This is a genomic window from Limnoraphis robusta BA-68 BA1 (genome assembly GCF_034932365.1).
GTDB classification, from domain to species: domain Bacteria; phylum Cyanobacteriota; class Cyanobacteriia; order Cyanobacteriales; family Microcoleaceae; genus Capilliphycus; species Capilliphycus robustus.
This window is the reverse complement of record NZ_JAYGHR010000010.1, coordinates 77663-99649: the sequence shown is the minus strand read 5'-3', so window position 1 is coordinate 99649 and position 21987 is coordinate 77663. Positions and strand designations below refer to the sequence as shown.

At 42.2% G+C, this 21987-nt stretch carries 20 protein-coding genes and 1 pseudogene; 12 read left to right on the top strand and 9 right to left on the bottom strand.

Annotation, left to right across the window (positions count from 1 at the left end; genetic code table 11):
- From VB836_RS07210 to VB836_RS07195, 4 genes and pseudogenes are all read left to right on the top strand, one after another.
- Positions 1–174: pseudogene (locus VB836_RS07210) on the top strand (photosystem II D2 protein (photosystem q(a) protein)); the annotation flags it as partial.
- Entirely contained in the window at positions 158–1537 is a 1380-nt protein-coding gene (psbC, locus tag VB836_RS07205) for a photosystem II reaction center protein CP43 (RefSeq protein WP_046280681.1), read from the top strand. The pseudogene VB836_RS07210 and the gene psbC, both read left to right, overlap by 17 nt.
- Before the next feature lie 223 nt (positions 1538–1760).
- The gene (locus tag VB836_RS07200; protein ID WP_323218689.1) at positions 1761–3092 is read left to right on the top strand and encodes an AAA family ATPase; all 1332 of its coding nucleotides are present in this window, start codon (positions 1761–1763) and stop codon (positions 3090–3092) included.
- The gene (locus VB836_RS07195; RefSeq protein ID WP_323218688.1) at positions 3089–3772 is read left to right on the top strand and encodes a Rho termination factor N-terminal domain-containing protein; all 684 of its coding nucleotides are present in this window, start codon (positions 3089–3091) and stop codon (positions 3770–3772) included. Before VB836_RS07200 ends, VB836_RS07195 begins: the two co-directional genes overlap by 4 nt.
- Before the next feature lie 205 nt (positions 3773–3977).
- Here the strand turns inward: VB836_RS07195 and vapC are convergent, their stop codons facing one another.
- From vapC to VB836_RS07175, 4 genes are all read right to left on the bottom strand, one after another.
- Positions 3978–4379: a type II toxin-antitoxin system tRNA(fMet)-specific endonuclease VapC gene (gene vapC / locus VB836_RS07190; protein ID WP_323218687.1), complete on the bottom strand. Its 402-nt coding sequence runs from the start codon at positions 4377–4379 to the stop codon at positions 3978–3980.
- The gene (locus VB836_RS07185) at positions 4379–4609 is read right to left on the bottom strand and encodes an antitoxin (RefSeq protein ID WP_323218685.1); all 231 of its coding nucleotides are present in this window, start codon (positions 4607–4609) and stop codon (positions 4379–4381) included. Before VB836_RS07185 ends, vapC begins: the two co-directional genes overlap by 1 nt.
- Positions 4610–4828: 219 nt before the next feature.
- Positions 4829–5068, bottom strand: coding sequence for a NifU family protein (locus tag VB836_RS07180; protein ID WP_323218684.1), 240 nt, complete (start codon positions 5066–5068; stop codon positions 4829–4831).
- Between the two features lie 95 nt (positions 5069–5163).
- Entirely contained in the window at positions 5164–5817 is a 654-nt protein-coding gene (locus VB836_RS07175; RefSeq protein ID WP_323218683.1) for a DUF3386 domain-containing protein, read from the bottom strand.
- 214 nt (positions 5818–6031) lie between these two features.
- Here VB836_RS07175 and VB836_RS07170 point away from each other — a divergent pair, with 214 nt between their 5' ends.
- Together VB836_RS07170 and VB836_RS07165 are read left to right on the top strand one after the other, a co-directional pair.
- The gene (locus VB836_RS07170; protein WP_323218682.1) at positions 6032–7240 is read left to right on the top strand and encodes an IscS subfamily cysteine desulfurase; all 1209 of its coding nucleotides are present in this window, start codon (positions 6032–6034) and stop codon (positions 7238–7240) included.
- 173 nt (positions 7241–7413) lie between these two features.
- Positions 7414–7887 (top strand): Hsp20/alpha crystallin family protein, encoded by a 474-nt coding sequence (locus VB836_RS07165; RefSeq protein WP_049558892.1) that lies wholly within the window; start codon positions 7414–7416, stop codon positions 7885–7887.
- Between the two features lie 100 nt (positions 7888–7987).
- Here the strand turns inward: VB836_RS07165 and VB836_RS07160 are convergent, their stop codons facing one another.
- Positions 7988–8593: a hypothetical protein gene (locus tag VB836_RS07160; RefSeq protein ID WP_323218681.1), complete on the bottom strand. Its 606-nt coding sequence runs from the start codon at positions 8591–8593 to the stop codon at positions 7988–7990.
- Positions 8594–8729: 136 nt separating this feature from the next.
- Between VB836_RS07160 and VB836_RS07155 the strand changes: the two genes are divergently transcribed.
- Entirely contained in the window at positions 8730–9413 is a 684-nt protein-coding gene (locus VB836_RS07155; protein ID WP_323218680.1) for a lecithin retinol acyltransferase family protein, read from the top strand.
- A 423-nt stretch (positions 9414–9836) separates the two neighbouring features.
- Here VB836_RS07155 and VB836_RS07150 read toward each other — a convergent pair whose 3' ends face one another.
- Together VB836_RS07150 and VB836_RS07145 are read right to left on the bottom strand one after the other, a co-directional pair.
- Positions 9837–11978 (bottom strand): pentapeptide repeat-containing protein, encoded by a 2142-nt coding sequence (locus VB836_RS07150; protein WP_323218679.1) that lies wholly within the window; start codon positions 11976–11978, stop codon positions 9837–9839.
- Positions 11979–12014: 36 nt separating this feature from the next.
- Positions 12015–12341, bottom strand: a complete 327-nt coding sequence (locus VB836_RS07145) for a hypothetical protein (protein ID WP_323218678.1) — start codon at positions 12339–12341, stop codon at positions 12015–12017.
- 242 nt (positions 12342–12583) lie between these two features.
- Between VB836_RS07145 and VB836_RS07140 the strand changes: the two genes are divergently transcribed.
- The gene (locus VB836_RS07140; protein ID WP_323218677.1) at positions 12584–12997 is read left to right on the top strand and encodes a hypothetical protein; all 414 of its coding nucleotides are present in this window, start codon (positions 12584–12586) and stop codon (positions 12995–12997) included.
- Between the two features lie 58 nt (positions 12998–13055).
- Here the strand turns inward: VB836_RS07140 and VB836_RS07135 are convergent, their stop codons facing one another.
- Together VB836_RS07135 and VB836_RS07130 are read right to left on the bottom strand one after the other, a co-directional pair.
- Positions 13056–13754 carry a 2,3-bisphosphoglycerate-dependent phosphoglycerate mutase gene (locus VB836_RS07135; RefSeq protein WP_323218676.1) on the bottom strand — a complete coding sequence of 233 codons (699 nt, stop codon included), beginning with the start codon at positions 13752–13754 and terminating at the stop codon, positions 13056–13058.
- Between the two features lie 127 nt (positions 13755–13881).
- Complete coding sequence (locus tag VB836_RS07130; RefSeq protein ID WP_323218675.1) at positions 13882–15819, bottom strand: heavy metal translocating P-type ATPase; 1938 nt, start codon at positions 15817–15819, stop codon at positions 13882–13884.
- Between the two features lie 997 nt (positions 15820–16816).
- Here VB836_RS07130 and VB836_RS07125 point away from each other — a divergent pair.
- From VB836_RS07125 to VB836_RS07110, 4 genes are all read left to right on the top strand, one after another.
- Positions 16817–18121 (top strand): hypothetical protein, encoded by a 1305-nt coding sequence (locus tag VB836_RS07125; RefSeq protein WP_323218674.1) that lies wholly within the window; start codon positions 16817–16819, stop codon positions 18119–18121.
- A 274-nt stretch (positions 18122–18395) separates the two neighbouring features.
- The gene (locus VB836_RS07120) at positions 18396–18986 is read left to right on the top strand and encodes a TIGR04376 family protein (RefSeq protein WP_323218673.1); all 591 of its coding nucleotides are present in this window, start codon (positions 18396–18398) and stop codon (positions 18984–18986) included.
- Positions 18987–19262: 276 nt separating this feature from the next.
- On the top strand, positions 19263–20885 hold the full coding sequence (locus tag VB836_RS07115) for an alpha-D-glucose phosphate-specific phosphoglucomutase (RefSeq protein ID WP_456085753.1): 1623 nt from the start codon (positions 19263–19265) through the stop codon (positions 20883–20885).
- A gap of 830 nt (positions 20886–21715) precedes the next feature.
- Entirely contained in the window at positions 21716–21916 is a 201-nt protein-coding gene (locus VB836_RS07110; protein WP_152964692.1) for a hypothetical protein, read from the top strand.
- The last annotated feature ends 71 nt before the right edge of the window (positions 21917–21987 follow it).

The following is a 21987-nucleotide window of genomic DNA, read 5'->3' as shown; positions in this document are numbered from 1 at the left end:
TATGACTTCGTGTCACAAGAATTACGGGCGGCAGAAGATCCGGAATTTGAAACATTCTATACCAAGAACATTTTGTTGAACGAAGGTATCCGCGCTTGGATGGCTCCCGTCGATCAACCTCACGAAACCTTTATATTCCCTGAGGAGGTATTACCGCGTGGTAACGCTCTCTAATTCATACGTTGGAGGACGCGACCTAGAATCTACTGGGTTCGCGTGGTGGGCAGGTAACGCCCGCTTAATTAACTTGTCTGGTAAGCTGCTGGGCGCTCACGTCGCTCACGCTGGATTGATTGTGTTCTGGGCTGGTGCAATGACCTTGTTTGAGGTTGCACACTTTGTCCCCGAAAAGCCGATGTACGAACAAGGCTTGATTTTGATTCCTCACGTTGCCACCCTCGGTTGGGGTGTTGGTGCGGGTGGAGAAGTCATTGATACTTTTCCGTTCTTCGTTGTTGGTGTTCTGCACCTGATTTCCTCTGCGGTTCTCGGCTTAGGCGGTATTTATCACGCCGTTCGTGGCCCGGAAACCTTAGAAGAATATTCTTCTTTCTTCGGTTACGACTGGAAAGATAAGAACCAAATGACCAACATCATTGGCTATCACTTAATCCTGTTGGGTTGTGGTGCCTTGTTGCTGGTGTTCAAAGCTATGTTCTTTGGCGGTGTCTATGACACTTGGGCGCCTGGTGGTGGAGATGTTCGGATCATCAACAACCCCACGTTGAACCCGGCTGTGATTTTTGGTTATCTCACCAAAGCTCCCTTCGGGGGTGAAGGTTGGATCATCGGTGTTGACAACATGGAAGACATCATCGGTGGTCACATCTGGATTGGTTTAATTTGTATTGCTGGTGGAATCTGGCACATTTTGACCAAGCCTTTTGGTTGGGCGCGTCGTGCCTTCATCTGGTCTGGAGAAGCTTATCTGTCCTACAGCTTAGGCGCTCTGTCCCTGATGGGCTTGATCGCGGCTTCTTATGTGTGGTTCAACAACACTGCTTATCCCAGTGAGTTCTATGGCCCCACAAACGCTGAATCTTCTCAAGCTCAGTCTTTTGTATTCTTAGTTCGTGACCAAAAACTCGGTGCGAACATTGGTTCTGCTCAAGGCCCGACTGGTCTGGGTAAATACCTGATGCGTTCTCCGACAGGTGAAATCATCTTCGGTGGTGAAACCATGCGCTTCTGGGATTTCCGAGGCCCTTGGTTAGAGCCTCTACGTGGGCCGAACGGTCTTGACCTCAACAAGCTCAAGAACGACATCCAACCTTGGCAAATTCGCCGTGCTTCTGAGTACATGACTCATGCTCCTAACGGTTCTATCAACTCGGTAGGCGGTATCATCACAGAAGCTCAAGGTTTCAACTACGTTAACCCCCGTGCGTGGTTAGCAGGCTTCCACTTCATTGTTGGTTTCTTCTTCCTGATCGGACACCTGTGGCACGCTGGCCGCGCTCGTGCTGCTGCTGCTGGTTTCGAGAAAGGAATTGATCGTGAAACTGAACCCGTACTTGCTATGCCTAACCTCGACTAATTCCTCTGGAATTGTTGAGTTAATCGCTTAGTTAGAATAAACGCCCCGCCTTCACAGGTGGGGTTGTTTTTTTTGATTTAGTGATCTATTGTGATAAGGATAAATTTCATACCAAATTTAGTTGAATTATGGCTCTTTTAGAAAAAGTCCAAAGTTTTTTGTTAGAAAGGGTTTCAATAATTGTAAAAAAGCTTTTTCAGATGAATATGGGGATTAAGTTACAATGAATCATCAAGATCTTAAGCAAGCCTTACTTCATCTTCCTGAAAATGCGTCTGAAGCAATAGTTAACAGTGTTTTTATCTCTAAGCTATTGCTTGCACTTGGTTTTGGACAGGCAGATCAAGTGCCTAATTTTCGCACGGGTTTAGGATCTCAGTTAGTGGACTATGCTGCGAGAAAAAGCACTGAAGATGATCAATTTATTCATACTAAAACCAATCCCTATTTACTAATTGAAGCAAAGGCAAGGTCTATCAATCTTTGTAAAAATTCTCCTCAGTATGAAGCAACTGTTCAACAACTCAAAAAATATTTACTTTCTCCGAATTGTAAAAGTGTGTGCTGGGGAATCATTAGCAATTCACAACAAATTCAACTATTTAGAAAACATAATAAAGTTATATACCCAGCAACAGATTGTTTAGAACTTAATACAGATAATGCAGTTGATACTGTTGCAAAAGTTCGCCAACAAATTGAAGCACCTGAAAAAGCCTTAACTGTTGCTATTTATAATAATAAAGGAGGCGTAGGAAAAACAACTACAACTGTAAATTTAGCTGCCGTTTTAACCCTGTCTGGTAAAAAAGTTCTTGTCATTGATTTTGATCCAAATCAGCAAGATTTAACTCATTCTCTTGGGATAGAGGTAGGTCAACAAGGTTTCTACGCTTGTATGAAAAACAAACGAGCAAATATTGATGATCAGGTCATTCAGCATCACACGGTGAGTTTAAAAAATAAGAGATTTGTAATTGATGTTATTCCATCAGATCAAACATTTGCTGATAAAAGTGAAAATGAGTTGCGACAAGAACTGAAAATTCATAGACTTCGGCAATTTTTAAAGCCTCTCAAGTCTCAATATGACTACATCTTGATTGATACTCCTCCCAACTGGCGTTTTGTCAGTACAAGTGCGATTTATGCGGCAGATGTTGTGTTAATTCCTACCAAACATAACAATATTTTTTCATTAAAAAATGCAGCAACAGCAATTCAGAAATATATTCCGGAGGTTCAGGAATACAGACAAGATGGGGGGCCAGTTGCACTGCCAATTTTTTTAAATGGAGAGAATATTACAGACTTTCAGCAAACGGCTGCTCATAAAGCTATAGACAAAATTATTTTACAAGCCAAGCGAGAGTTTAATTTGCTCCCTTACTTTTATCCCCGTTATACCAATGCTCAAAAAGATCGTTACATTTTTGATTTGCCAAGCTACGCACGCATCGCTAATGCAGCGTTTGAGCAAATTCCTGCTGTGTATAAAAACAAAACAGCGCGTGACTATTATTTAGCCTTAGCTAAGGAGTATTTTTTACAATGAGTAACTTAAGTGATATTGGTAACTTAATGTATCTCTATCTCGATGAGATTGATCCCGGAAATGGAACTGATGCGCCGAAATTTTTAATTACAGCAGCAGCAAAAGCTTTAAATCAATATGGCGATCGCAACTGGGTTCCTGTAATTGTTAAAGAAATCGGTGAAGATCGATATCAAGTGATTGGTAATACATTTATCTATGCTGTTGCAGAAGAAGCCGGATTAGAAAAGATTTGGTGCATTATCGCAGATGAACGCGAGGAAACCGAAAAGCTATCTCAGGTGTTATCCGGTGAAGTAACACCAAAAATCAATCTCTGTCAAGCAACAAGAGATGAAATTAAAGATGCCTTGCAGTATTTAATAGAAAAGCCAGGAAGCCTTCTCAAAGGGGTTAATCTACTCACAGCAACCAACCGAATTGATGAAGCACCCCGTCAATACTGGAAGACTTTAGATCCGATTACAAAACTCAAGTGTAATATTACAACAAAAGGTAAGTTAAAAGCATTAGAGGAAGTCTTTTATTTGGTTCCTCAACCCATGCCAGATGTCATAAAAGATCCAGCTATCCTCAATAGTTTAACGACTCCAGAATTGAAAGCGATCGCGAAAAAACGTCAACTGACAGGTTACAGTAAGAAGAAAAAACAGGAGTTAGTTGAATTACTCAGCACTTAAAGCATTCGTGATCTGAAGATTTCCTAATTCAAAAGGGATTAGAGTGAGGAAAAACTCAAGGAGATTTAGCAGCGATCGCCTACTGTCTGAAACAATGGTAAAGCTTGATTGTAATAGTCTAGGGCTTGTTGTTTTTGCCTTAAGTCAGAGTAGATGAAGTCTACATAAATCCTAGTTCCTTATCCGTCTCAACTTGTCAATCAAGTTACGTTGTCCAGTTTTGAATCGTTAAGTTTTCAATGCGTGAGAATTCATCTACATTATTGGTGACTAATATGAGTCCGAGTGCTTTAGCTTGAGATGCAATCAACAGATCCATTGCTCCAATAATGATACCTTTTCGCTCTAATTCTGCCCGAATATTTCCATAAGTTTGAGTGGATTTTTCGTCAAAAGGTACAATTTCTAGAGGAAGTATAAATTGGTTCAATGCGGCTCTATTTTGCTCTAAGCGTTGACTTTTATAGGCACCATATTCTAATTCTGCAACAGTTATAGATGAAATACCGATATCAGAAGGATTGAGAGACTGAAATCGTTCAAATACTTTTTGAGGTTTACGTTTTATAATGTAGATACAAATGTTTGTATCTAATAAAAACTGCATTAAAATAGATCCTCACGAGTTTGTAAATTGGGTTGTTCTCTGGTTTCCATAAAATCGTCAGAAAACACATCTAGACTGTCAATCAGCAATCGCCAGGGGTCATCTTTATCAATTAATACGACTGCATTTCCCATTTTTTTGATATAAACTTCACTCCCAGACAAGCGAAACTTATCGGGTAGTATAACAATCTGTCTCGTTCCATCAGTTCCTAATTGAGCTATATCCATCTTTTCTTGCTTTTCCTAATTCTAGTTGATCGAACAAATATTATATGGTAGTATCGCTGCAACAGGTTTTCGATTATTAGTCATATTTAATAATTAATGTTGCCCAATTAAAAAAGGATTAGAGTTAAGAAAGTTGAAAGGAGATTTAGTAGCGATCGCCTTTTTGAGTTTCCTTTTCTCTAATCCCTAATGTTTAGGCAATTGAACGATGCAATTGAATTATGCAACCGATACAACTTCAGTAATTTCGGGAATTTTTTCCCGTAAACGACGCTCAATTCCCATTTTTAACGTCATCGTTGAACTGGGGCAAGACCCACAAGCCCCTTGCAGACGTAATCGCACAACAGGGCCATCGAGTTCAACGATTTCGACATTACCGCCATCCGCCATCAAATAGGGGCGAAGTTCATCTAAAACGGTTTCAACATTTTCTGGGGTTAAAGCTAGAGTTGTCATGGCTTACCTATTGATTTTATTTCAGAACTTCAAAACGTTCAACCTAAACTCATCTTAATCCTAACATCACAAAAGAAACATTAAGACTTCAAAATTTAGCTGACTGTTGCAGGTTCTAACAGTTTGATATTGGAATAGTTGAACTCGGTTGTTGTTACTGTTCCATTTTCCTTGGAATGAACCACTTGACGAGTCATCACATAGTAATCGCCAATTTTTTCAAAGTGATCCTCAAATTCCAATTCTCGCATGATTTCATTGGTTTGGGGATTGCGGAAAACCGCATCGTAGTGACTCGCAGCATAACCTTCCCCGGTATCAAGGCTTTGGTGGGTATTGATGACAAACGCCATCCGCCCCATTACCCGACTGACCAAACAAATTTGATCGCCTCGGACTTTGTAGTTGGAACCCATCGAGTCCCCTTGAACTAAAATCTCTACAGCGCCCGTCTCGTCTTTTTCGCCAAAACTAAAGCTATTTTTACCGTGAGAGTCTTCAAAGGAAGTGCGTTTGCGGTGTGTGATAATATCGCGTAATTGAGTGTAAACGCTTTGTTTTACCTCTTCATCTTCAATCCCCGTTATTTCTGCACTCATGTCAGGATTGATACGAATCTGACCATTGTAAACCTCCGATCCCTGCTTGAGTTCAATGTCAGCACTATAACCGGGGAAATTGGAGTCCCAGGTGTAGCGGTGTTCGTAAGCCGCTTTAAAAAGGTCACGAGCGTTTGTTGATTCGGTCATGGAAGTGTGGTCGTCAAAAACTAACGTCTATCTATTATATAATAGACATTGAGTTTTATCAGAATTTACAATTATTCCCTCTCAAAAGAAATTAAATCTTGAACTTCAAGGAAAAAAAGGCATAATTTCTCTGTCTAATTAACTCGGTAAAGTCACCCTAAAAATAGTAATTTTACTCTCCATTAAAAACTCGTATTTTTATCAAAAAATTATCATGTCTCAACGTCCAATCTATCTCGATAACAACGCAACAACACCTGTTGATCAACGGGTTTTAGAAGCGATGATTCCCTATTTTACCGAACACTTTGGCAATCCGGCCAGTGTTAATCATCTTTACGGTTGGGAAGCCGAAGCCGCAGTTAAACAAGCCCGAGAAATCTTAGCAAATGCTATTAACGCGACACCTGAAGAAATTATCTTTACAAGCGGTGCAACAGAATCGGATAATTTAGCCATTAAAGGCATCGCTGAAACCTATTTTAGCAAAGGTCGTCACCTGATTACTGTTGTTAGCGAACATAACGCTGTTCTTGATCCGTTACACTATTTAGAAAAACTTGGCTTTGAATTAACTTTACTTCCCGTTCAAACGGATGGTTTAATTGACCTCAACTTAGTTGAAAAAGCCTTTCGTCCTGATACCATCCTCCTCTCAATGATGGCGGCGAATAACGAAATTGGCGTCTTACAACCCTTAGCTGAAATTGGGGCGATGTGTCGCGATCGCAATGTTTTCTTTCATACCGACGCCGCCCAAGCTTTGGGTAAAATTCCTCTAGATGTTGAGGAAATGAAGATTGATTTAATGTCATTAACGGCCCATAAAATTTACGGCCCAAAAGGCATCGGCGCCCTATATGTTCGTCGTCGCAACCCCCGAGTTAAACTCGCCCCTCAACTGCATGGAGGCGGACATGAACGAGGAATGCGATCGGGTACATTATACACCCCTCAAATTGTTGGTTTTGCCAAAGCGGTTGAACTTGCGTTAACAGAAATCACCTCAGAAACCCAACGTTTAATAAAATTACGACAACAACTTTGGGAAAAATTAGCAACGCTTGGGGATATTTATCTCAACGGACACCCCAGCCAACGTTTACCTGGAAATTTGAATGTGAGTGTCGCAGGAGTCGATGGTCAAGCTTTACTCTTAGGACTACAACCTGTAATGGCGGTTTCCTCCGGTTCCGCTTGTACTTCCGCCAAAATAGAACCTTCTCATGTTTTAGCGGCTTTAGGACGTTCCGATGCGTTAGCTTATGCTTCTATTCGCTTTGGTATCGGTCGGTTTAATACACCCGAAGACATTGATCAAGTCGCCGAACACACTATTTCTACAATTCAAGCTTTACGGAAAGTTCAAAACACAAAATTCCTGGCGAAAAATGGTTCAGGAGTTCCTCAGTCTTCTAGCTAATTTTTCGGTTTTCCTCCCCTGAAGTTCGGTTTTCCTCCCTAAAATTAAACCTTCAGAATCAGTGTGGAAACCTCGCCTTTAAGGTGGGGTTCTCTACTCTTTAAGATGGCTTATTTTTCCGCCATGATTAAAACTGTAAGCAAGAAAAACACAACTGACTAGGAGAAAACAATATGATGTTAGTTACTCGTTACAACCTCTTCGCTGAAGTCGAAAAAATGCAACAGCAATTTGATCATCTCTTTACAGAAATTACCACAGCCACAACAGAGACCCATTGGACTCCCGCAGTTGAGTTACAAGAAAAGTCTGATCACTTGATTTTACGGGCGATCATTCCGGGTTTAGATAGTGAAACCCTCGATATTCAAGTGACAAAGAAAGCCATTGTCTTCTCGGGAAAAACAGCAAATCCCCAACTGAGTGAAGGAGAAAAATGTCTCTTCAGTGAATTCCCAGTGGGTGAATTTCGTCGGGTCATTGCTTTACCAGAAGCGATTATCAATACCGAAGTTAAAGCCGATTATACCAACGGGATTTTAACCCTGACTTTACCGAAAGTTCCTGAAGTTGTCAATCGGGTTGTCAAGGTTAACTTAATGGAAACCCATCAAGCAGAAGAGTTAGAAGCCTCTGACGTTCAATAACTCCAAATGACCTGTAGGATAGGTAGGGTACGTCAAACTCGTTGATTTCATAGAAGAAAAAACGGTGATCATTTGACAAACCCTACTCTTTTTTATAAACTTAATCTACAGTTCGATACCAAAGTTTATTATCAGAAGTCGCAGCGTATAATTTTCCATCCATTCCCGCCATTGCCACAACGTTATTCCCATGACCGATTTCTTGCCATTTTATCCCGTCAGGAGTGAAATTAACCAGCCAAAGTTTATGATCAAAAGTAACGGCATAGAGTTGATTATTTGTGGCGGCTAAAGCCATCACAGAAATGCCTTTTCCAATCGGTTTCCAATTGAGATTAATTTGACCATCTCGAACCCAAAATTTATCATCTGAAGTCACTGCATAGAGTTGATCATTCATAGCAGTCATTGTTAGCACATTCTGAGCAGAAGCGATCGCTTGCCAACCAATATCTTCTGTTATAATAGCTCTCATCCACAGTTGACCTTCAGATGTCGCAGCATAGAGTTTTTCATTCATTGCCGCCATTGCAACTACGTTATTCGCATGACCAATAACTTGCCAGTTAATATCACCGGGAATAGCGACTCGTACCCAAAGTTTATTTTCGGAAGTTGCAGCATAAAGCGCTCCATTGAATGCCGTCATCGCAACAACATTATTGGCATGACCAATAACTTGCCAATTGGCTGAATTAATACTCATCGTGACTGATCCTTCTATATCCTATTAATAAGACCAATCCAGTATATGTTAGGATACTTCCGGAAAGGTTAATCAACTTTCTAGATTAACAGCTCTTTTAGAGACCAACCATTTGAACTTGACAAAGGGGGTAAATATGGCTCGAGGCGATCAAATTTATGCTTATCGAGAATTTTTAAATTTAGATGGCGTTTATGAGCATCATGGAATAGACTGTGGAGATGGCACCGTCATTCACTATCGCAAACCGAGTGAAGTGATTGAACGAACTTCTCTAGAAACGTTTGCGCGGGGAGGTAAAATTTATATTAGACCTTATCCTGTGCGTTATATTCCTGATACCGTAATTCAACGAGCCGAGAGTCGTTTGGGAGAGCGCAAATATAATCTATTATTCAACAACTGCGAACATTTTGCGACCTGGTGCGTGACGGGTATTAATGATAGTCGTCAAATTAGAAATTTTGTTCCGCTTCTCAATCAAATTGATGTTGATCAATGGTATCGACCCATTCAAGAAGCTTTAACCGGGATTAAAAAAGATAATGCACCCCTCTTATTAGATAAAGCATTAGGCGACATCCGCACGGCTTGGGATGATGTTCATCCCCAATATAAACAAGCTCTCGAAGAAATGAAGAGTTGGCAAAAAGTTGCGAAGGAAGCTTTAAAACGGAATCGAGAAGATTTAGCTCGTCAAGCTTTGCAACGAAAGATTTTTTATGAAAAACGCGCTCAAGAACTTGAAGAAAACTTAGAGAATTTAGCCGCAATGACTCAAACTTTAATTGGGAATCAGAAAAACTTACAAATTCTTTAGAAAGCCTAGCTGCTGATTGAGAATCTTTCATCTTAAAATCATTAATTCAGTTAAATGTTTACACCGTCAATTGTTCAGATATTGTTTGAAAAAAATATTGGCAGCAAATCTATCACGAATTTAAGCCTTGTTATCTGTAGCAAATATTAAAGGATTTCAGAGAACTCCCCTCGCCATTGATTAAGAGTCCTGATCAACAGACAATTTCGTTAATTTTCAGGGGGGTGGCTTGATGATTTTATAGAATGGGTTAGAGTTTAATATTAATACCAAATTCGATTGCTAGAGTAGCACTTTAAATTCCTCCCAAATTTTGCATGAACGCAAGATGGCCTTTTGCCTTTTGCCTTTTGCCTTTTGCCTTTTGCCTTTTGCCTTTTGCCTTTTGCCTTTTGCCTTTTGCCTTTTGCCTTACCTGATTGATTATTGATTGCAGTCCGGATGAATTGCACCTTGATTGCACAGATAGTTAATTTGCTCTGAACTGAGATTTTTACTCTTAGAAAAATTAACTCCTTTCATGCGATTTGATTGAGTCTGAGTTCCCACATCTTCAATAAATGGGTCTGGATTTTTCTGTTCCGGCTTACTCCAAGAAAAGACTGCCCCTTGAAAATCTGTACCCCTTAAATTTGCTCCTTTCAAACTCACTAAACTCAAATCAGCCTTTTGTAAATTGGCATTTCGCAAGTCAGCATTTCTAAAGTTCGCACCTGTGAGTAAACTCGAACTCAAGTCAGCATTCTTTAAATTCGCCCCCTTCAAATCTGCACCAGAAAGATCAGCATTTTGTAACAGACTGTCCTCTAAATTAGCAGAAATGAACAAAGCACCTTGAGCATTCATCTGACTCAGACTAGCATTTCTAAGATTAGCATTAGACAGGTTAGCATTCGCTAAATCGGCGCCTGTTAATTTAGCCTCTTTTAGCTTCGTTTCTGCTAAATTCGCTCCGATTAATTTAGCACTGCTGAGGTTAACTCCGGTTAAATCCGCTTGAGATAAATCTGCTTTATTTAAAGTGGCTTTGAGGAGATTCGCCCGTTTCATATCAATATGACTGAGAAAAGCACCGCTCAAATTGGCTTCCGTTAAATCCGCGCCGCTTAAGTCAGAAATCCAATCATCAAATGTACCGTACCGACCATCTTCACCCGTGCCATAAAAGGTACTATTTTTGAAGTTAGCATTGTTGAGAATACTGCTTCTAAAATTAAAACCAGATAAGTCAATTTGCTCCAGAATTAATGTAAATTGGGTCGGAGGTGTCGTGGATTGACCTAAATTAACACGACTGAGATCAATATTGTGAATGTTTCCTTCGTGAACCGTGAGAATTTTGGCGATCGCTCTTTGAGTGGCTTGTTGACGTTGAGCAACGAGTTGTTTATCTTTCGCATTTGCCCCAAATTGCATTGATTCTAAATCATTTTTCAGGGCTTGATTTAACTGTCGCAAATAGGGCAGAGCTTCAGGTCCTGTACTGACGAGCGCTTGTTGAGCCGAGTCTAATAAAAGAGGATTACTTTCTTGTCCCAAATAATCAACTAATAAGGGAATGGCACGGGAATCATTCAACGTTCCCAAGGCTAAAATCGCCCCTCGACGTTGAGCCGGATCAGTGGGCGCACTGGGCGAAAGTTTGCTGACCAAGGCTAAAAACACTTCGTTATCTTGGTGTTTAAATTCCCGACGATTGGCTTGATTTTGAATATAAACCTGAGTTCCGACAAACGTTCCCAATACCGCCGCCATACTCGCACTACTCACCGCTATTAGAGTCGTTCCGGGATGTTGGCGCATCCAAGCCCAGAGGTTGATCGCCGTCCCCCCTTTTTCCGAGCGGAAGACAATCGCCCGGACTGCTTCTTGAGAGCTACTCCAGTCGTAGCTGGTAAAGGGATTAGAACTCGGAAGATGAACTTCTCGCACCCTCGTTCCCGCCCAAAGATCATGTCCCGTTCGACCCTGGAGGCGTTTAGCGATTAACCCATCAGCCAATATCATCAAACCCGATAAGCCTGTGAGGATGACTAAATTCGGGAAAGCCCCTGTTGCTCGCCAAATGATATAGGCAATTCCCACCGGAATTCCCCAACGCCCCACACTCTCACGATAAAAAGCCCGCAGCAAGCCCGGAGGAGCGATAGAAGACCCATTAATCACCTGTACCCCAAACCACCGTTTGGGCAGAGTTTGTCCCCGTGTGGCTAATAAATAAACCTGCCATCCCCCGATGACGGTGGGTGTCAACAACGCCCCCCACCAAAAGAGATTCGTTAAAGGATTGACTTGGGGATTGCGATCGCGCACAGGTAAGCCTAGTGTCGCGCCGACAGCTTGGCCTGTGGTTCGCAGAACCGGATTGAGAGGCACGCTTGGAGTACGGTTAGCTAAGGCACCCAGACTGTAGGGAATTACCCCACTGGCGACGACTAATGAAACTTCGACAGCCCAAGCCCCGCACCTACGAACCCACAGGGGAAGTTGTCTGACTTGAAGAGGCCAAGACGACGGATCGGATGAATGAATCTCTGTATCTCTGCTTGCTGTTGGGCTGGTCATAGTTGAGTTGTGGATAACGGGCTAAACAAGAATTCTCTATTTTGAGAATTTGGATGATTTAAAGATTTTGTATCCTATGTACAGGATTCCCCCGATAACTGCAAGACTGATCGCTAAAGAAATTAATTCCGCCAGGGTTCGCAGTAGGGTTAACCCCATTGCCAAACCGACGACAACAATAGCCGCTTGTCCGAGTTTGGGGAGTTCTTTAAACCAGACCAGGAACTGATTATAGAGGGTTTTGACGGTTTCGATGAAATTGGGGCTTGAACTACTACTACTGACCGGCTGAGGTTGCTTGAGTTCGGCTTCTAGCTCTTCTAATCTGCGCTTCACGTTAGGATCGTCTTGTGGGTAATTCATAGGAGTTTGTTTGATGGAGTTTTAAAGGTTCAAGTTCACAACCAGGAGAGATTCCGATGAGTTGAGGTTTTAGGGTCTTGCTTGAAAATTTTAAGAGATTTAGGCACAGACTGTTGATACAGAAGGTTACAAAAATTGATCTTTTTCATCAAGGTCTAACTCGACTCCGCAAACTCACCTGCTTAAGTTCTTGACTTTCTGTATTTTACTGAGGGCTTTGTTGCTATTGAGAGGAGGAAAAAATGAAGTTAGGCTATTTGGCTGTTGTTGCACTGACTGTTGCCATCCATTTGGGAACGCCTGATCTCGCCCTTGCAGACCGACAAACCCTTACTCCTGGGGCATCTTTGACGGCTGCGGGGACTTCGGGTGGACAAAGTAATAGCGGAGATTGTGGTTTTGTTGCTGCCGCCCCCAATCATACCATTGATGTTGCTGAAGATTTAGCCTATATGCTAATTCGGGTACAAACTTCAGGATCGCCAACCTTGTTGATCGAGGGACCTGCTGGACGCTATTGTGTCTTACCAGAAGGAGCGGGCGGAAATTTACAATTTTCAGGATATGCTCCCTCTGGGACTTATAACATTTATGTTGGCGATCGCGCTTCTGGTCAGCATTCCTATCAGTTCTCAATTTCTGGACAAGCTAACTAATTTCCCTGAGAGAAACGAGTTTCACTTTTCCTGAGAAATCGGGAAAATTTTTTAAATTTTAGTCGTTGAGAATGACTTTACTTTGAACTTCGCCCTTGGCATCAATTTCGTACACAATGGGTACACCTGTTTTCAGTTCTAACTGGGGAACGTCTTCGGGAGAAAGATGATCGAGATACATCAAAATAGAACGCAACGAATTCCCGTGAGCGGAAACTAATACATTCTCTCCTTGTTTAATGTGTGCGAGAATTCGATCTTTGAAAAAAGGAACTGTGCGGTTCATCGTATCTTCTAAACTTTCACCCCCTGGAGGACGTTCAGAAAAAGAGCGTCGCCACAGATAAACCTGATCTTCGCCATATTTTTCGGCGGTTTCTGCTTTATTGAGTCCCTGTAAATTTCCATAGTAGCGTTCATCTAAAGCCGCACTGGGAATAATGGGTAATTCATCATTTACATTCCCTCCATATTGATCCCAACCCTGCCATTGGGGGTCATCTGCATTATGTTTAATAATGGGAATTTTACCCCCACAAATTTCATCACATTCCGTTAGACAAATCACCGCAGTTTCTAACGCCCGCATTAACATACTGGTAAAACAAACCTGCACGCGATAGTTTCTCAGTTTACAAGAGGCGATGGTTGCTTCTGCCCGTCCTCGTTCACTCAGGGGAACATCTACCCAACCTGTAAATCTATTGCTAGCATTCCACAGGCTTTGACCATGACGCAAGAGTATTAACTGAGCCATATTTTAGCACCTTTTTTCACTTTCACCCAGTAATGGTTATTTTAATCTATTTCTAGAATTGTTGATTACGGTTAACCGTTCTTTTTGTAGATCAAAAACCCGGTTTCTGTTTTTAGGGGTTTTAGGGTTAAGTTCGTAACACGCGACTCGCATTTAAAATCGCCAATAATGCCACACCCACATCAGCAAAAACCGCCTCCCACAATGTCGCAATTCCGATCACACCCAACAGAATAAATAACCCTTTTATTCCCAAGGCAAACAGAATATTTTGCCAAACAATTTTGTGGGTTTTTCTGCCAATTTTAATCGCTTCTGCAACTTTAGAAGGCGCATCCGTCATAATCACAATATCTGCCGTTTCTATCGCCGCATCCGAACCCAATCCGCCCATTGCTATCCCCACATCTGCCCTGGCAATAACCGGAGCGTCGTTAATTCCATCACCCACAAAAGCCACTTTATTTTTGGCTCCCGTTTTGTGGATAATTTCTTCAAAAGAGTCTACTTTATCTTCCGGTAATAGTTCTGCAAAATAGCGATCTAAACCCAATTTTTCCGCTACAGACTGAGCAACGGTTTTGTTATCTCCCGTCAGCATTATTGTTTGTTCAATGCCGATTTGTTTCAAGCTATAAATTGCTTCTGCTGCATCTTCTTTCAGTTCGTCTGCAATCACAATATAACCCGCATATTGCCCATCAACAGCCAGATGAACCACTGTTCCAGCAACGTTACAGCTATCAGGGTTAATATTTTCTCGATGTAAGAGGCGATCATTTCCCGCTAAAATAACCTGATTTTTGACTTTTGCTTTAATTCCATGACCTGCAATTTCTTCATAGTCACTAACTATTTTATCATCTATTTCTTGACTGTATGCTTCTCGAATAGATTGGGCAATAGGATGATTAGAATGGGATTCAGCATGAACAGCTAACTTGAGTAGTTCCGTTTCAGTAAAGCTATTTTTACAAACAATTTTACTCACTTTAAATATCCCTTTTGTTAGCGTTCCTGTTTTATCAAAAACAACGATTTTCACCGCAGTTAACGTATCTAAAAACGTCGCTCCTTTCACCAAAATTCCATTTTTAGCCGCCCCTCCAATTCCCCCAAAATAACCGAGAGGAATACTAATCACCAACCCACAAGGACAAGAAATCACCAATAAAATTAAAGCCCGATAAACCCATTCGGCTGAAGTTTCACCGGGAATAAATAAAGGCGGTAACAGCGCAACAGCCAGAGACAAAAATACAACAACTGGTGTATAATATTGGGCAAACCGAGTAATAAATTTCTCCGTTTTTGCTTTTTTGCTGCTGGCATTTTCAACTAAATTCAGAATTTTGGCAATGGAAGATTCCCCAAACGTTTTACTGACTTTTACGGTTAAAACTCCGGTTTTATTAATCATTCCTGCGAATACAGTTTCTCCAACTTTCACGCTACGGGGTACGGGTTCACCCGTTAAAGCTGAGGTATCAATTTGAGAATTCCCCTCGATAATTTCCCCATCTAAGGGTATTTTTTCACCCGGTTTAACGAGAATAATATCCCCAATATTAACGGTTTCGGGAGAAACTTTTTTAACAGAATCATTAACTTTGAGGTTGGCGGTATCGGGGCGAATTTCTAACAGAGATTTAATCGAACGACGGGAACGACTAACGGCTAATTCTTGAACTAATTCCCCAATTTGATAAAATAGCATTACGCCTACAGCTTCGGGGAGTTGATGTATCGCGATCGCTCCCAATGTAGCAATCGTCATCAGGAAGTTTTCATCAAATATTCGCCCTCGTAAAATGTTTCTTCCCGCCTTAGCAAGAACCGTCCAACCACTTAAAATATAAGCGGAAATAAACACAAGATATTCACCAATAGAATAGGGTGTTGCTTGCAGTTGTTCTTGGAAAATTAACCCGATAACCAACAGTAAAACAACCGCAATAATGGGAAGGAGTTCTTCTTTCAGGTCAAACTCTGGGGTCGAATTAGAATTAGGCTTATTATCTTGATGACAACTACAACAGCCTTGAGATTCTGACTGGGTATTCATTGATTATTTTATCTAAAGTTAAATACATGAACAGTCTTTCATAAGTATTAACAAAAAAAAGTATTTTCGACAACTATCAATAAAAATTATTCATTTTTTCGAGAATTGTAATCATTGTCTTAAAATCAATTAAAATTAACAACCGGAGGGTGACTGGTGACTGTAAACTCCCTCTTGCCTGCTTAAAATTATGTGAAATCAGTGCCGTTGCGATCAGGTACATCCCAAAAAGCCGGTTTCTATTGACAAACCTGCTTTTTAATCCCCAGTGTGCCTCATGCAATTGAAAACCGCTATAAGTTATTGATGGGAGACATACATTGAGCGCGGAACCCGTCCCAACAAAACCCGCCCTTTCACAACGTCGGGGCGGGTTTAAACAGTTTACAGTAGACAGTGAACAGTAGACAGTGAACAGAGAATCTTGATCACGAATATCTGCAAGAACTGTAAACTGTTTTCACTGGTCACTGCATAACTGATAACTGATAACTGTTCTGAACCCGCCCCTACAAAAATTTGGCCTATTGCCTTCTTAAAATTATGTGAAATTAGCCCAGTTGAGGGATTTCATATTGACATACTCCCCATTTCTAAAGAAAGGGGATTCTCCAAACACTAGCGGATTTGGATTACTGGTTCATTGACAACCCTTACAGCCAACTGGTTTCCCAATCAACTCCAGAGGGGTGAGTCTCCCCAGTCGTTCATCCCATTTCAGAGATAGTTTCGGTATGCCCTACCGTACTTGAGAAAAAAATGCTTTGTTCTCTGTACTTGGTGCTTCAAGGTTTTATCAGGCCAAAGCATTCCTAGCAAGAACCCCATACCTTAAGTTTTCAAGATTCATTGCATCGATTAGATGCTGGGTTTTTAACCTGGTTGAATACCCTACCAGTATAATTATTATAGCATTTTCTTTGCCTTGTATCCCCATACCTAAAGGTAGGGGCGTGTGCGGCAATTTTTGGTAAACGAGCGTGAGGGAGCAGTGACAATGCCTCAAGAAACAACAACGATGAACCAAACAACTCAAACCCTGTCAGAAGAACAACTGATTAGAGATCCAGCATCCATCGAGATCTACGCAGATCGACTGATGGACGATATCTTTGATGATGTTGAACGAGTTCTCGACGGAGGCGCTAAACTGCCCAAAGACCCGGTAGAACCCGAGTTCATCTCCCTCAAATCGATAAAAGTTCCTCAAATTATACTCCCTCCCCTGGCGCGTCGGGATGGAGAGGATGGCGCGATTGATACAGAAGTCAAACTACGCGATGCCAGCGCCGGAAAAGATCAGTCCTTTGATCGGATTTTACTCGGAACCGCTTTTGCATCGTTGCTGATTACGTTATCGCTGTGGGTGGCAACTCGCGGCGGAATTAATCGTTTATTTGCCCCCGCACCTGTAGCAGTTCCGGCGGACAAACCGTTGAGTGCCAAAACCCAAGCCGATATAAAATTCGCTGACTATATCGAACGCTCCTTAGTTGCGATTGAACAAGACGCCCCCCAAACGATACCTCTGTTACCGCCCTTTCCGGGTACCCCTCCGGTTGAGAATGTCGCACCGATTCCCGTTCCGAATACTAATACACCCCTCGGCGCCGACACCAATAATTTAATTGCTGCGATTAATCGCATGGCTGACTCGATTCAAGACGCTTCAAACCGTACCGCTAGCCTGTCTAATCAGGTGATGCAGACGTTACAACAGCAAGCCCAGCAGCAGCAACAACCTACACCTCAAGCCCAACAGCCTGTTCAGACTCCCACTCCGGGCGGACAAACTTCCGGTAGTGTTTCCGCGCCTGCGACTCAAACGGCTCAAGCTTCACCAACTCCAGCCAAACCCCAAGCCACTCAACAGCCAACCGCTACACCGCAACCCCAACCCCAAGCGCAACCGCAACCCCAACCCGAACCCCAAGCCGAACAGCAACCTGCAACGGCGTCTGTCTCCATACCGACTCCGGCAACGGCTCCTGCACCCGCCCCAGAACCCGCCCCAGAAACCGCCCCAGAACCGGCTCCCGCTCCTACCGCAGAAGAACAACCCAGCGAAACCGCAGCAGCAACGACGAACCCAACTCAGGGATCAATTCATACATTAGTCGGTATTTTGGAACTGGGCGATCGCTCTGCGGCGTTGTTTGAAGTCAACGGGGTGGCGCGTCGGGTTTATGTGGGAGAAAGTATTGCTGCCAGTGGTTGGACTTTAGTAGAAGTCGTTAACCAAGAAGCGGTGATTCGTCGAAATGGCGAAGTTCTCACCATCTATGTCGGACAGCAGTTTTAACCCAACTTGACAATCGAATACAATCAAGTAGGTTGGGTTGAGGAACGAAACCCAACATTAGGGCTAAAATAGTAGGTTAGTTGAGGAACGAAATCCAAAATAGGCAAGGCTTTGTTGGGTTGCACTGTCGTTTAACCCAACCTACGTCTGCTACATTTTAAACTCGTTTAACCCAACCTACGCTATCGAATACGGTATCACAACTGTAGGTTGGGTTGAGGAACGAAACCCAACATTAGCGCTATATTTAAAAGTAGAAATTTGAATTAAAGTTATGGGTTTATTTGATGATTTTAGTCGCTTTTTAGAAACAAGATTAGAGGAATTTTTACGGTCTAATCCTCATCTAGAATTGCAAGCTTTAGAAGAACAACTTCGCGAACAACAAGAAGATACATTACGTTTAATTGCCGATCTTCAACGTCAGGAAAAAAGTTTACAAGACCAAATTCTCACAATTGCTCAAGATATTCAACGTTGGCATGAACGCATCGCTAAAGCTGAAGCCGCTAACCGTCAAGATCTCGCCCAACCCGCTAGAGAAAGAGAAGCGGTATTATTACGTCAGGGAAACCAACGTTGGGGACAAATGCAAGGCGTTAAACAACGCATCGAACAGTCGAAAGAACTTTATCAGCAAATTAAACTGCGTCGCCAAGAAGTGAGCGTTAAAGCCGCAGAAGCCGTTAAAGCCCGCACCCAAGCTAAAGCCACTCAACAGCAACAACAATGGGAAACAAAAGCATGGAATCAGACTCCTAATTATAACAGTTTTAGCGCCGCAGCAGACCCGTTAGAACAAGAATTTAAACGTTGGGAAACCGAAGACGAATTAGAACAGTTAAGACGTCAAATGAAACAATAAAAACTAAATTATGAACGCTGAAAAAGGTACTTCTGACTTCTGACTTCTAACTTCTGACCAAACTCAGAAATTCTCAACTCTTTTTGTTATACACCATAATAAAGCTCTCAAGTCTACTCCTAGAAACTCTTGTCTACCTCATGCCTTTTGCCTGTTGCAAGATTGCCTGTTGCCTCTGGCTTATCACTCCGAAGATAGAAAACTTGAAGAAAAGGGGATCATTCCCGATACAATGTGGGCAGAAGTTCCTGCTGTAAGATTGGTATGAATATAAGCATGGTCTCAACTCAGCCCTTTTCGGATCAAAAGCCTGGAACCTCTGGGCTACGCAAATCGGTTCCTGATTTTCAAAAACCTCATTATCTAGAAAACTTTATTCAATCTATCTTCGACACCCAAGAAAGCCTTGAGGGTCAAACACTTGTGGTTGGGGGAGATGGTCGCTACTACAACCGTCAAGCCATTCAAATTATCCTCAAAATGGCGGCCGCTAACGGTATTGGACAGGTATTAGTTGGATGTGGCGGTATCCTCTCAACTCCGGCTGCATCTTGTATTATTCGTAAACATAACGCCTTGGGGGGGATTATTCTCTCGGCGAGTCACAACCCAGGTGGCCCCAATGGAGATTTTGGCGTTAAATTTAATACCAGCAATGGCGGGCCGGCACCGGAAAAAGTCACCGAGGCAATTTATCAACGCACCAAAGTTATTGACTCCTACAAACTTTTAGAAGCGGCTGATATCAACTTAGAAAGTCCGGGGAGTTTTAAACTCGGAACAATGGCAGTTGAGGTGATTGATTCTGTTGCGCCTTACAGAGAATTAATGGAGTCTTTATTTGATTTTGACAAAATTCGCCAAATGCTAACTTCCGGCAATTTTAGAATGTGTATGGACTCGCTCCATGCTGTTACCGGGCCTTATGCTAAAGCGATTTTTGAAGACTGTTTAGGTGCGCCAAAAGGAACGGTACAAAATGGTGAACCTTTAGAAGATTTTGGGGGCGGTCATCCTGATCCAAATTTAGTTTATGCTCACGATTTAGTTGAAGTTTTGTTTGGCGAAAATGCACCGGATTTCGGAGCGGCTTCTGATGGGGATGGCGATCGCAATATGATTTTAGGTCGCAACTTTTTTGTGACTCCCAGTGATAGTTTAGCAGTCTTAACGGCTAATGCTCATTTAGTTCCGGGTTATAAAGATGGTTTGGCGGGGGTTGCGCGTTCGATGCCAACATCTCAAGCACCGGATCGAGTCGCGGAAAAATTGGGAATAGAATGCTATGAAACGCCCACAGGTTGGAAGTTTTTCGGGAATTTATTAGATGCTGGAAAAGCCACACTTTGCGGTGAGGAAAGCTTCGGAACAGGTTCAAATCATATCCGCGAAAAAGATGGTTTGTGGGCGGTTTTGTTTTGGTTGAATGTTCTGGCAGTTCGGGGAGAATCCGTTGAGAATATTGTCAAAGAACACTGGAAAACTTACGGGCGAAATTACTATTCTCGCCATGACTACGAAGAAGTCGAAAGCGATAAAGCCAATGAGTTAATTACTCGTTTGCGTTCGAGTTTAGCGACGATGAAAGGCAAAACGTTCGGACGTTATGAAGTGGAATACGCGGACGACTTTAGTTATACCGATCCGGTTGATAATAGTGTTTCTGATAAACAAGGGGTTCGCATTGGGTTTACTGATGGTTCTCGGATTGTTTTTCGACTGTCTGGCACTGGAACAAAAGGGGCAACATTACGACTGTATTTAGAAAGTTATGAACCCGATGCCAGTAAACAGGGTTTAGATCCACAAGTAGCGTTAGGGGATTTCATTTCAATTGCCGATGAAATTGCTCAAATTAAGTCGATAACAGGTCGTACAGAACCCACTGTTATTACCTAAGTATACAGAGAAACCCGGTTTCTTGGAGAAATCGGGTTTTTGGAACACATTAAGTAAAGGTGATAAATGTTCCGGATTTTGGTGTCAATACTCTTGTAGATTGATGAAGTAGACCTTCTCTATAGCAACGAACAGTTAAACCATTGGGTTATATAGCAGTCGAAGCCTTTGATTAGGACAGTGTTTTTCTGTCAAATCCTTTTATGATAAAGGTTTCAATTCTGTCTCCTGTCTCGGTGAGGCAGTGCGGACTTGGCGGTTTCCGTTGAGGAGCAACTGCCGAACCCGAAGGGTGTCTCCTGTCTCCTGACTTCTGCTATATTCCCAAAACTGATCCTTTGCTGTTCTCGACTTAACCCGAATTTTGTGCCGTCTCAAGCCCTATTTTCCGACTAGATGATTGGAACAATAATCCTGTTCTATCTGTCAGTATATTTTCGTGAAAAGTTGTCTTGAGGCTTTCATCCCTACGGATGATTTTTTTTCTCTCTCGTTCCCTCAAGCTGAAGAAGAACCTACTCTTTAAATTGATGATCTGTTAACAGCTTGATCAGAGTGGGTTTCCCGTTTCTTGGCTTGTCACTCGTCACTTCTTAAACAGGTGAGAAAGGATTGACTTGCAAACATCACAATTAATCCGTCAATCGCTAAAACGCTTACAAACAACGGATACAGGGGGATAATCTCCCTAAAATTCCGGCTAAAGTTGGGAGATTGAGAAGAATAAAGTAGAGAAGAACGCAGAACAATCAAACCCTGATGAACCCTAAATTCAAATAACAAACGAGGTGAGCAAAATGGTTCCGATGACACCCAAAAGGTTAGATCTAATGATAGCACTTCCAATGCTACTGATGCTCAGTGGAAATTCTAGCTTGGCAGATAGCGGGAAAATAAAACCCCCGATCTCCCAACCGGATGGCGTTTTGCAAATGGAGATCCAAGATTCTACTTCTTTTGAGGATGAGAAGTTACTCTCCCCTGAGATTCTTTATGATCGTACACCCTGTAAACTCTACGGGAAATGCTAAAAACAGCAAAAACTCATCGTGTGAGGAGTTTATTGTTCGATCGATTGGCTTTCATTGGGTAAGCTTTCATT

What these genes read in the sequence shown, in the direction of transcription:
- VB836_RS07135 (WP_323218676.1), bottom strand. Translation starts at nt 13,754, where the DNA reads ATGGCTCAGTTAATACTCTTGCGTCATGGTCAAAGCCTGTGGAATGCT.
- VB836_RS07125 (WP_323218674.1), top strand. Translation starts at nt 16,817, where the DNA reads ATGCCTCAAGAAACAACAACGATGAACCAAACAACTCAAACCCTGTCA.
- VB836_RS07170 (WP_323218682.1), top strand. Translation starts at nt 6,032, where the DNA reads ATGTCTCAACGTCCAATCTATCTCGATAACAACGCAACAACACCTGTT.
- VB836_RS07180 (WP_323218684.1), bottom strand. Translation starts at nt 5,068, where the DNA reads ATGACAACTCTAGCTTTAACCCCAGAAAATGTTGAAACCGTTTTAGAT.
- VB836_RS07185 (WP_323218685.1), bottom strand. Translation starts at nt 4,609, where the DNA reads ATGGATATAGCTCAATTAGGAACTGATGGAACGAGACAGATTGTTATA.
- VB836_RS07175 (WP_323218683.1), bottom strand. Translation starts at nt 5,817, where the DNA reads ATGACCGAATCAACAAACGCTCGTGACCTTTTTAAAGCGGCTTACGAA.
- VB836_RS07160 (WP_323218681.1), bottom strand. Translation starts at nt 8,593, where the DNA reads ATGAGTATTAATTCAGCCAATTGGCAAGTTATTGGTCATGCCAATAAT.
- VB836_RS07120 (WP_323218673.1), top strand. Translation starts at nt 18,396, where the DNA reads ATGGGTTTATTTGATGATTTTAGTCGCTTTTTAGAAACAAGATTAGAG.
- VB836_RS07195 (WP_323218688.1), top strand. Translation starts at nt 3,089, where the DNA reads ATGAGTAACTTAAGTGATATTGGTAACTTAATGTATCTCTATCTCGAT.
- VB836_RS07150 (WP_323218679.1), bottom strand. Translation starts at nt 11,978, where the DNA reads ATGACCAGCCCAACAGCAAGCAGAGATACAGAGATTCATTCATCCGAT.
- VB836_RS07110 (WP_152964692.1), top strand. Translation starts at nt 21,716, where the DNA reads ATGATAGCACTTCCAATGCTACTGATGCTCAGTGGAAATTCTAGCTTG.
- vapC (WP_323218687.1), bottom strand. Translation starts at nt 4,379, where the DNA reads ATGCAGTTTTTATTAGATACAAACATTTGTATCTACATTATAAAACGT.
- VB836_RS07200 (WP_323218689.1), top strand. Translation starts at nt 1,761, where the DNA reads ATGAATCATCAAGATCTTAAGCAAGCCTTACTTCATCTTCCTGAAAAT.
- VB836_RS07140 (WP_323218677.1), top strand. Translation starts at nt 12,584, where the DNA reads ATGAAGTTAGGCTATTTGGCTGTTGTTGCACTGACTGTTGCCATCCAT.
- VB836_RS07145 (WP_323218678.1), bottom strand. Translation starts at nt 12,341, where the DNA reads ATGAATTACCCACAAGACGATCCTAACGTGAAGCGCAGATTAGAAGAG.
- VB836_RS07155 (WP_323218680.1), top strand. Translation starts at nt 8,730, where the DNA reads ATGGCTCGAGGCGATCAAATTTATGCTTATCGAGAATTTTTAAATTTA.
- VB836_RS07115 (WP_456085753.1), top strand. Translation starts at nt 19,263, where the DNA reads ATGGTCTCAACTCAGCCCTTTTCGGATCAAAAGCCTGGAACCTCTGGG.
- VB836_RS07130 (WP_323218675.1), bottom strand. Translation starts at nt 15,819, where the DNA reads ATGAATACCCAGTCAGAATCTCAAGGCTGTTGTAGTTGTCATCAAGAT.
- VB836_RS07165 (WP_049558892.1), top strand. Translation starts at nt 7,414, where the DNA reads ATGATGTTAGTTACTCGTTACAACCTCTTCGCTGAAGTCGAAAAAATG.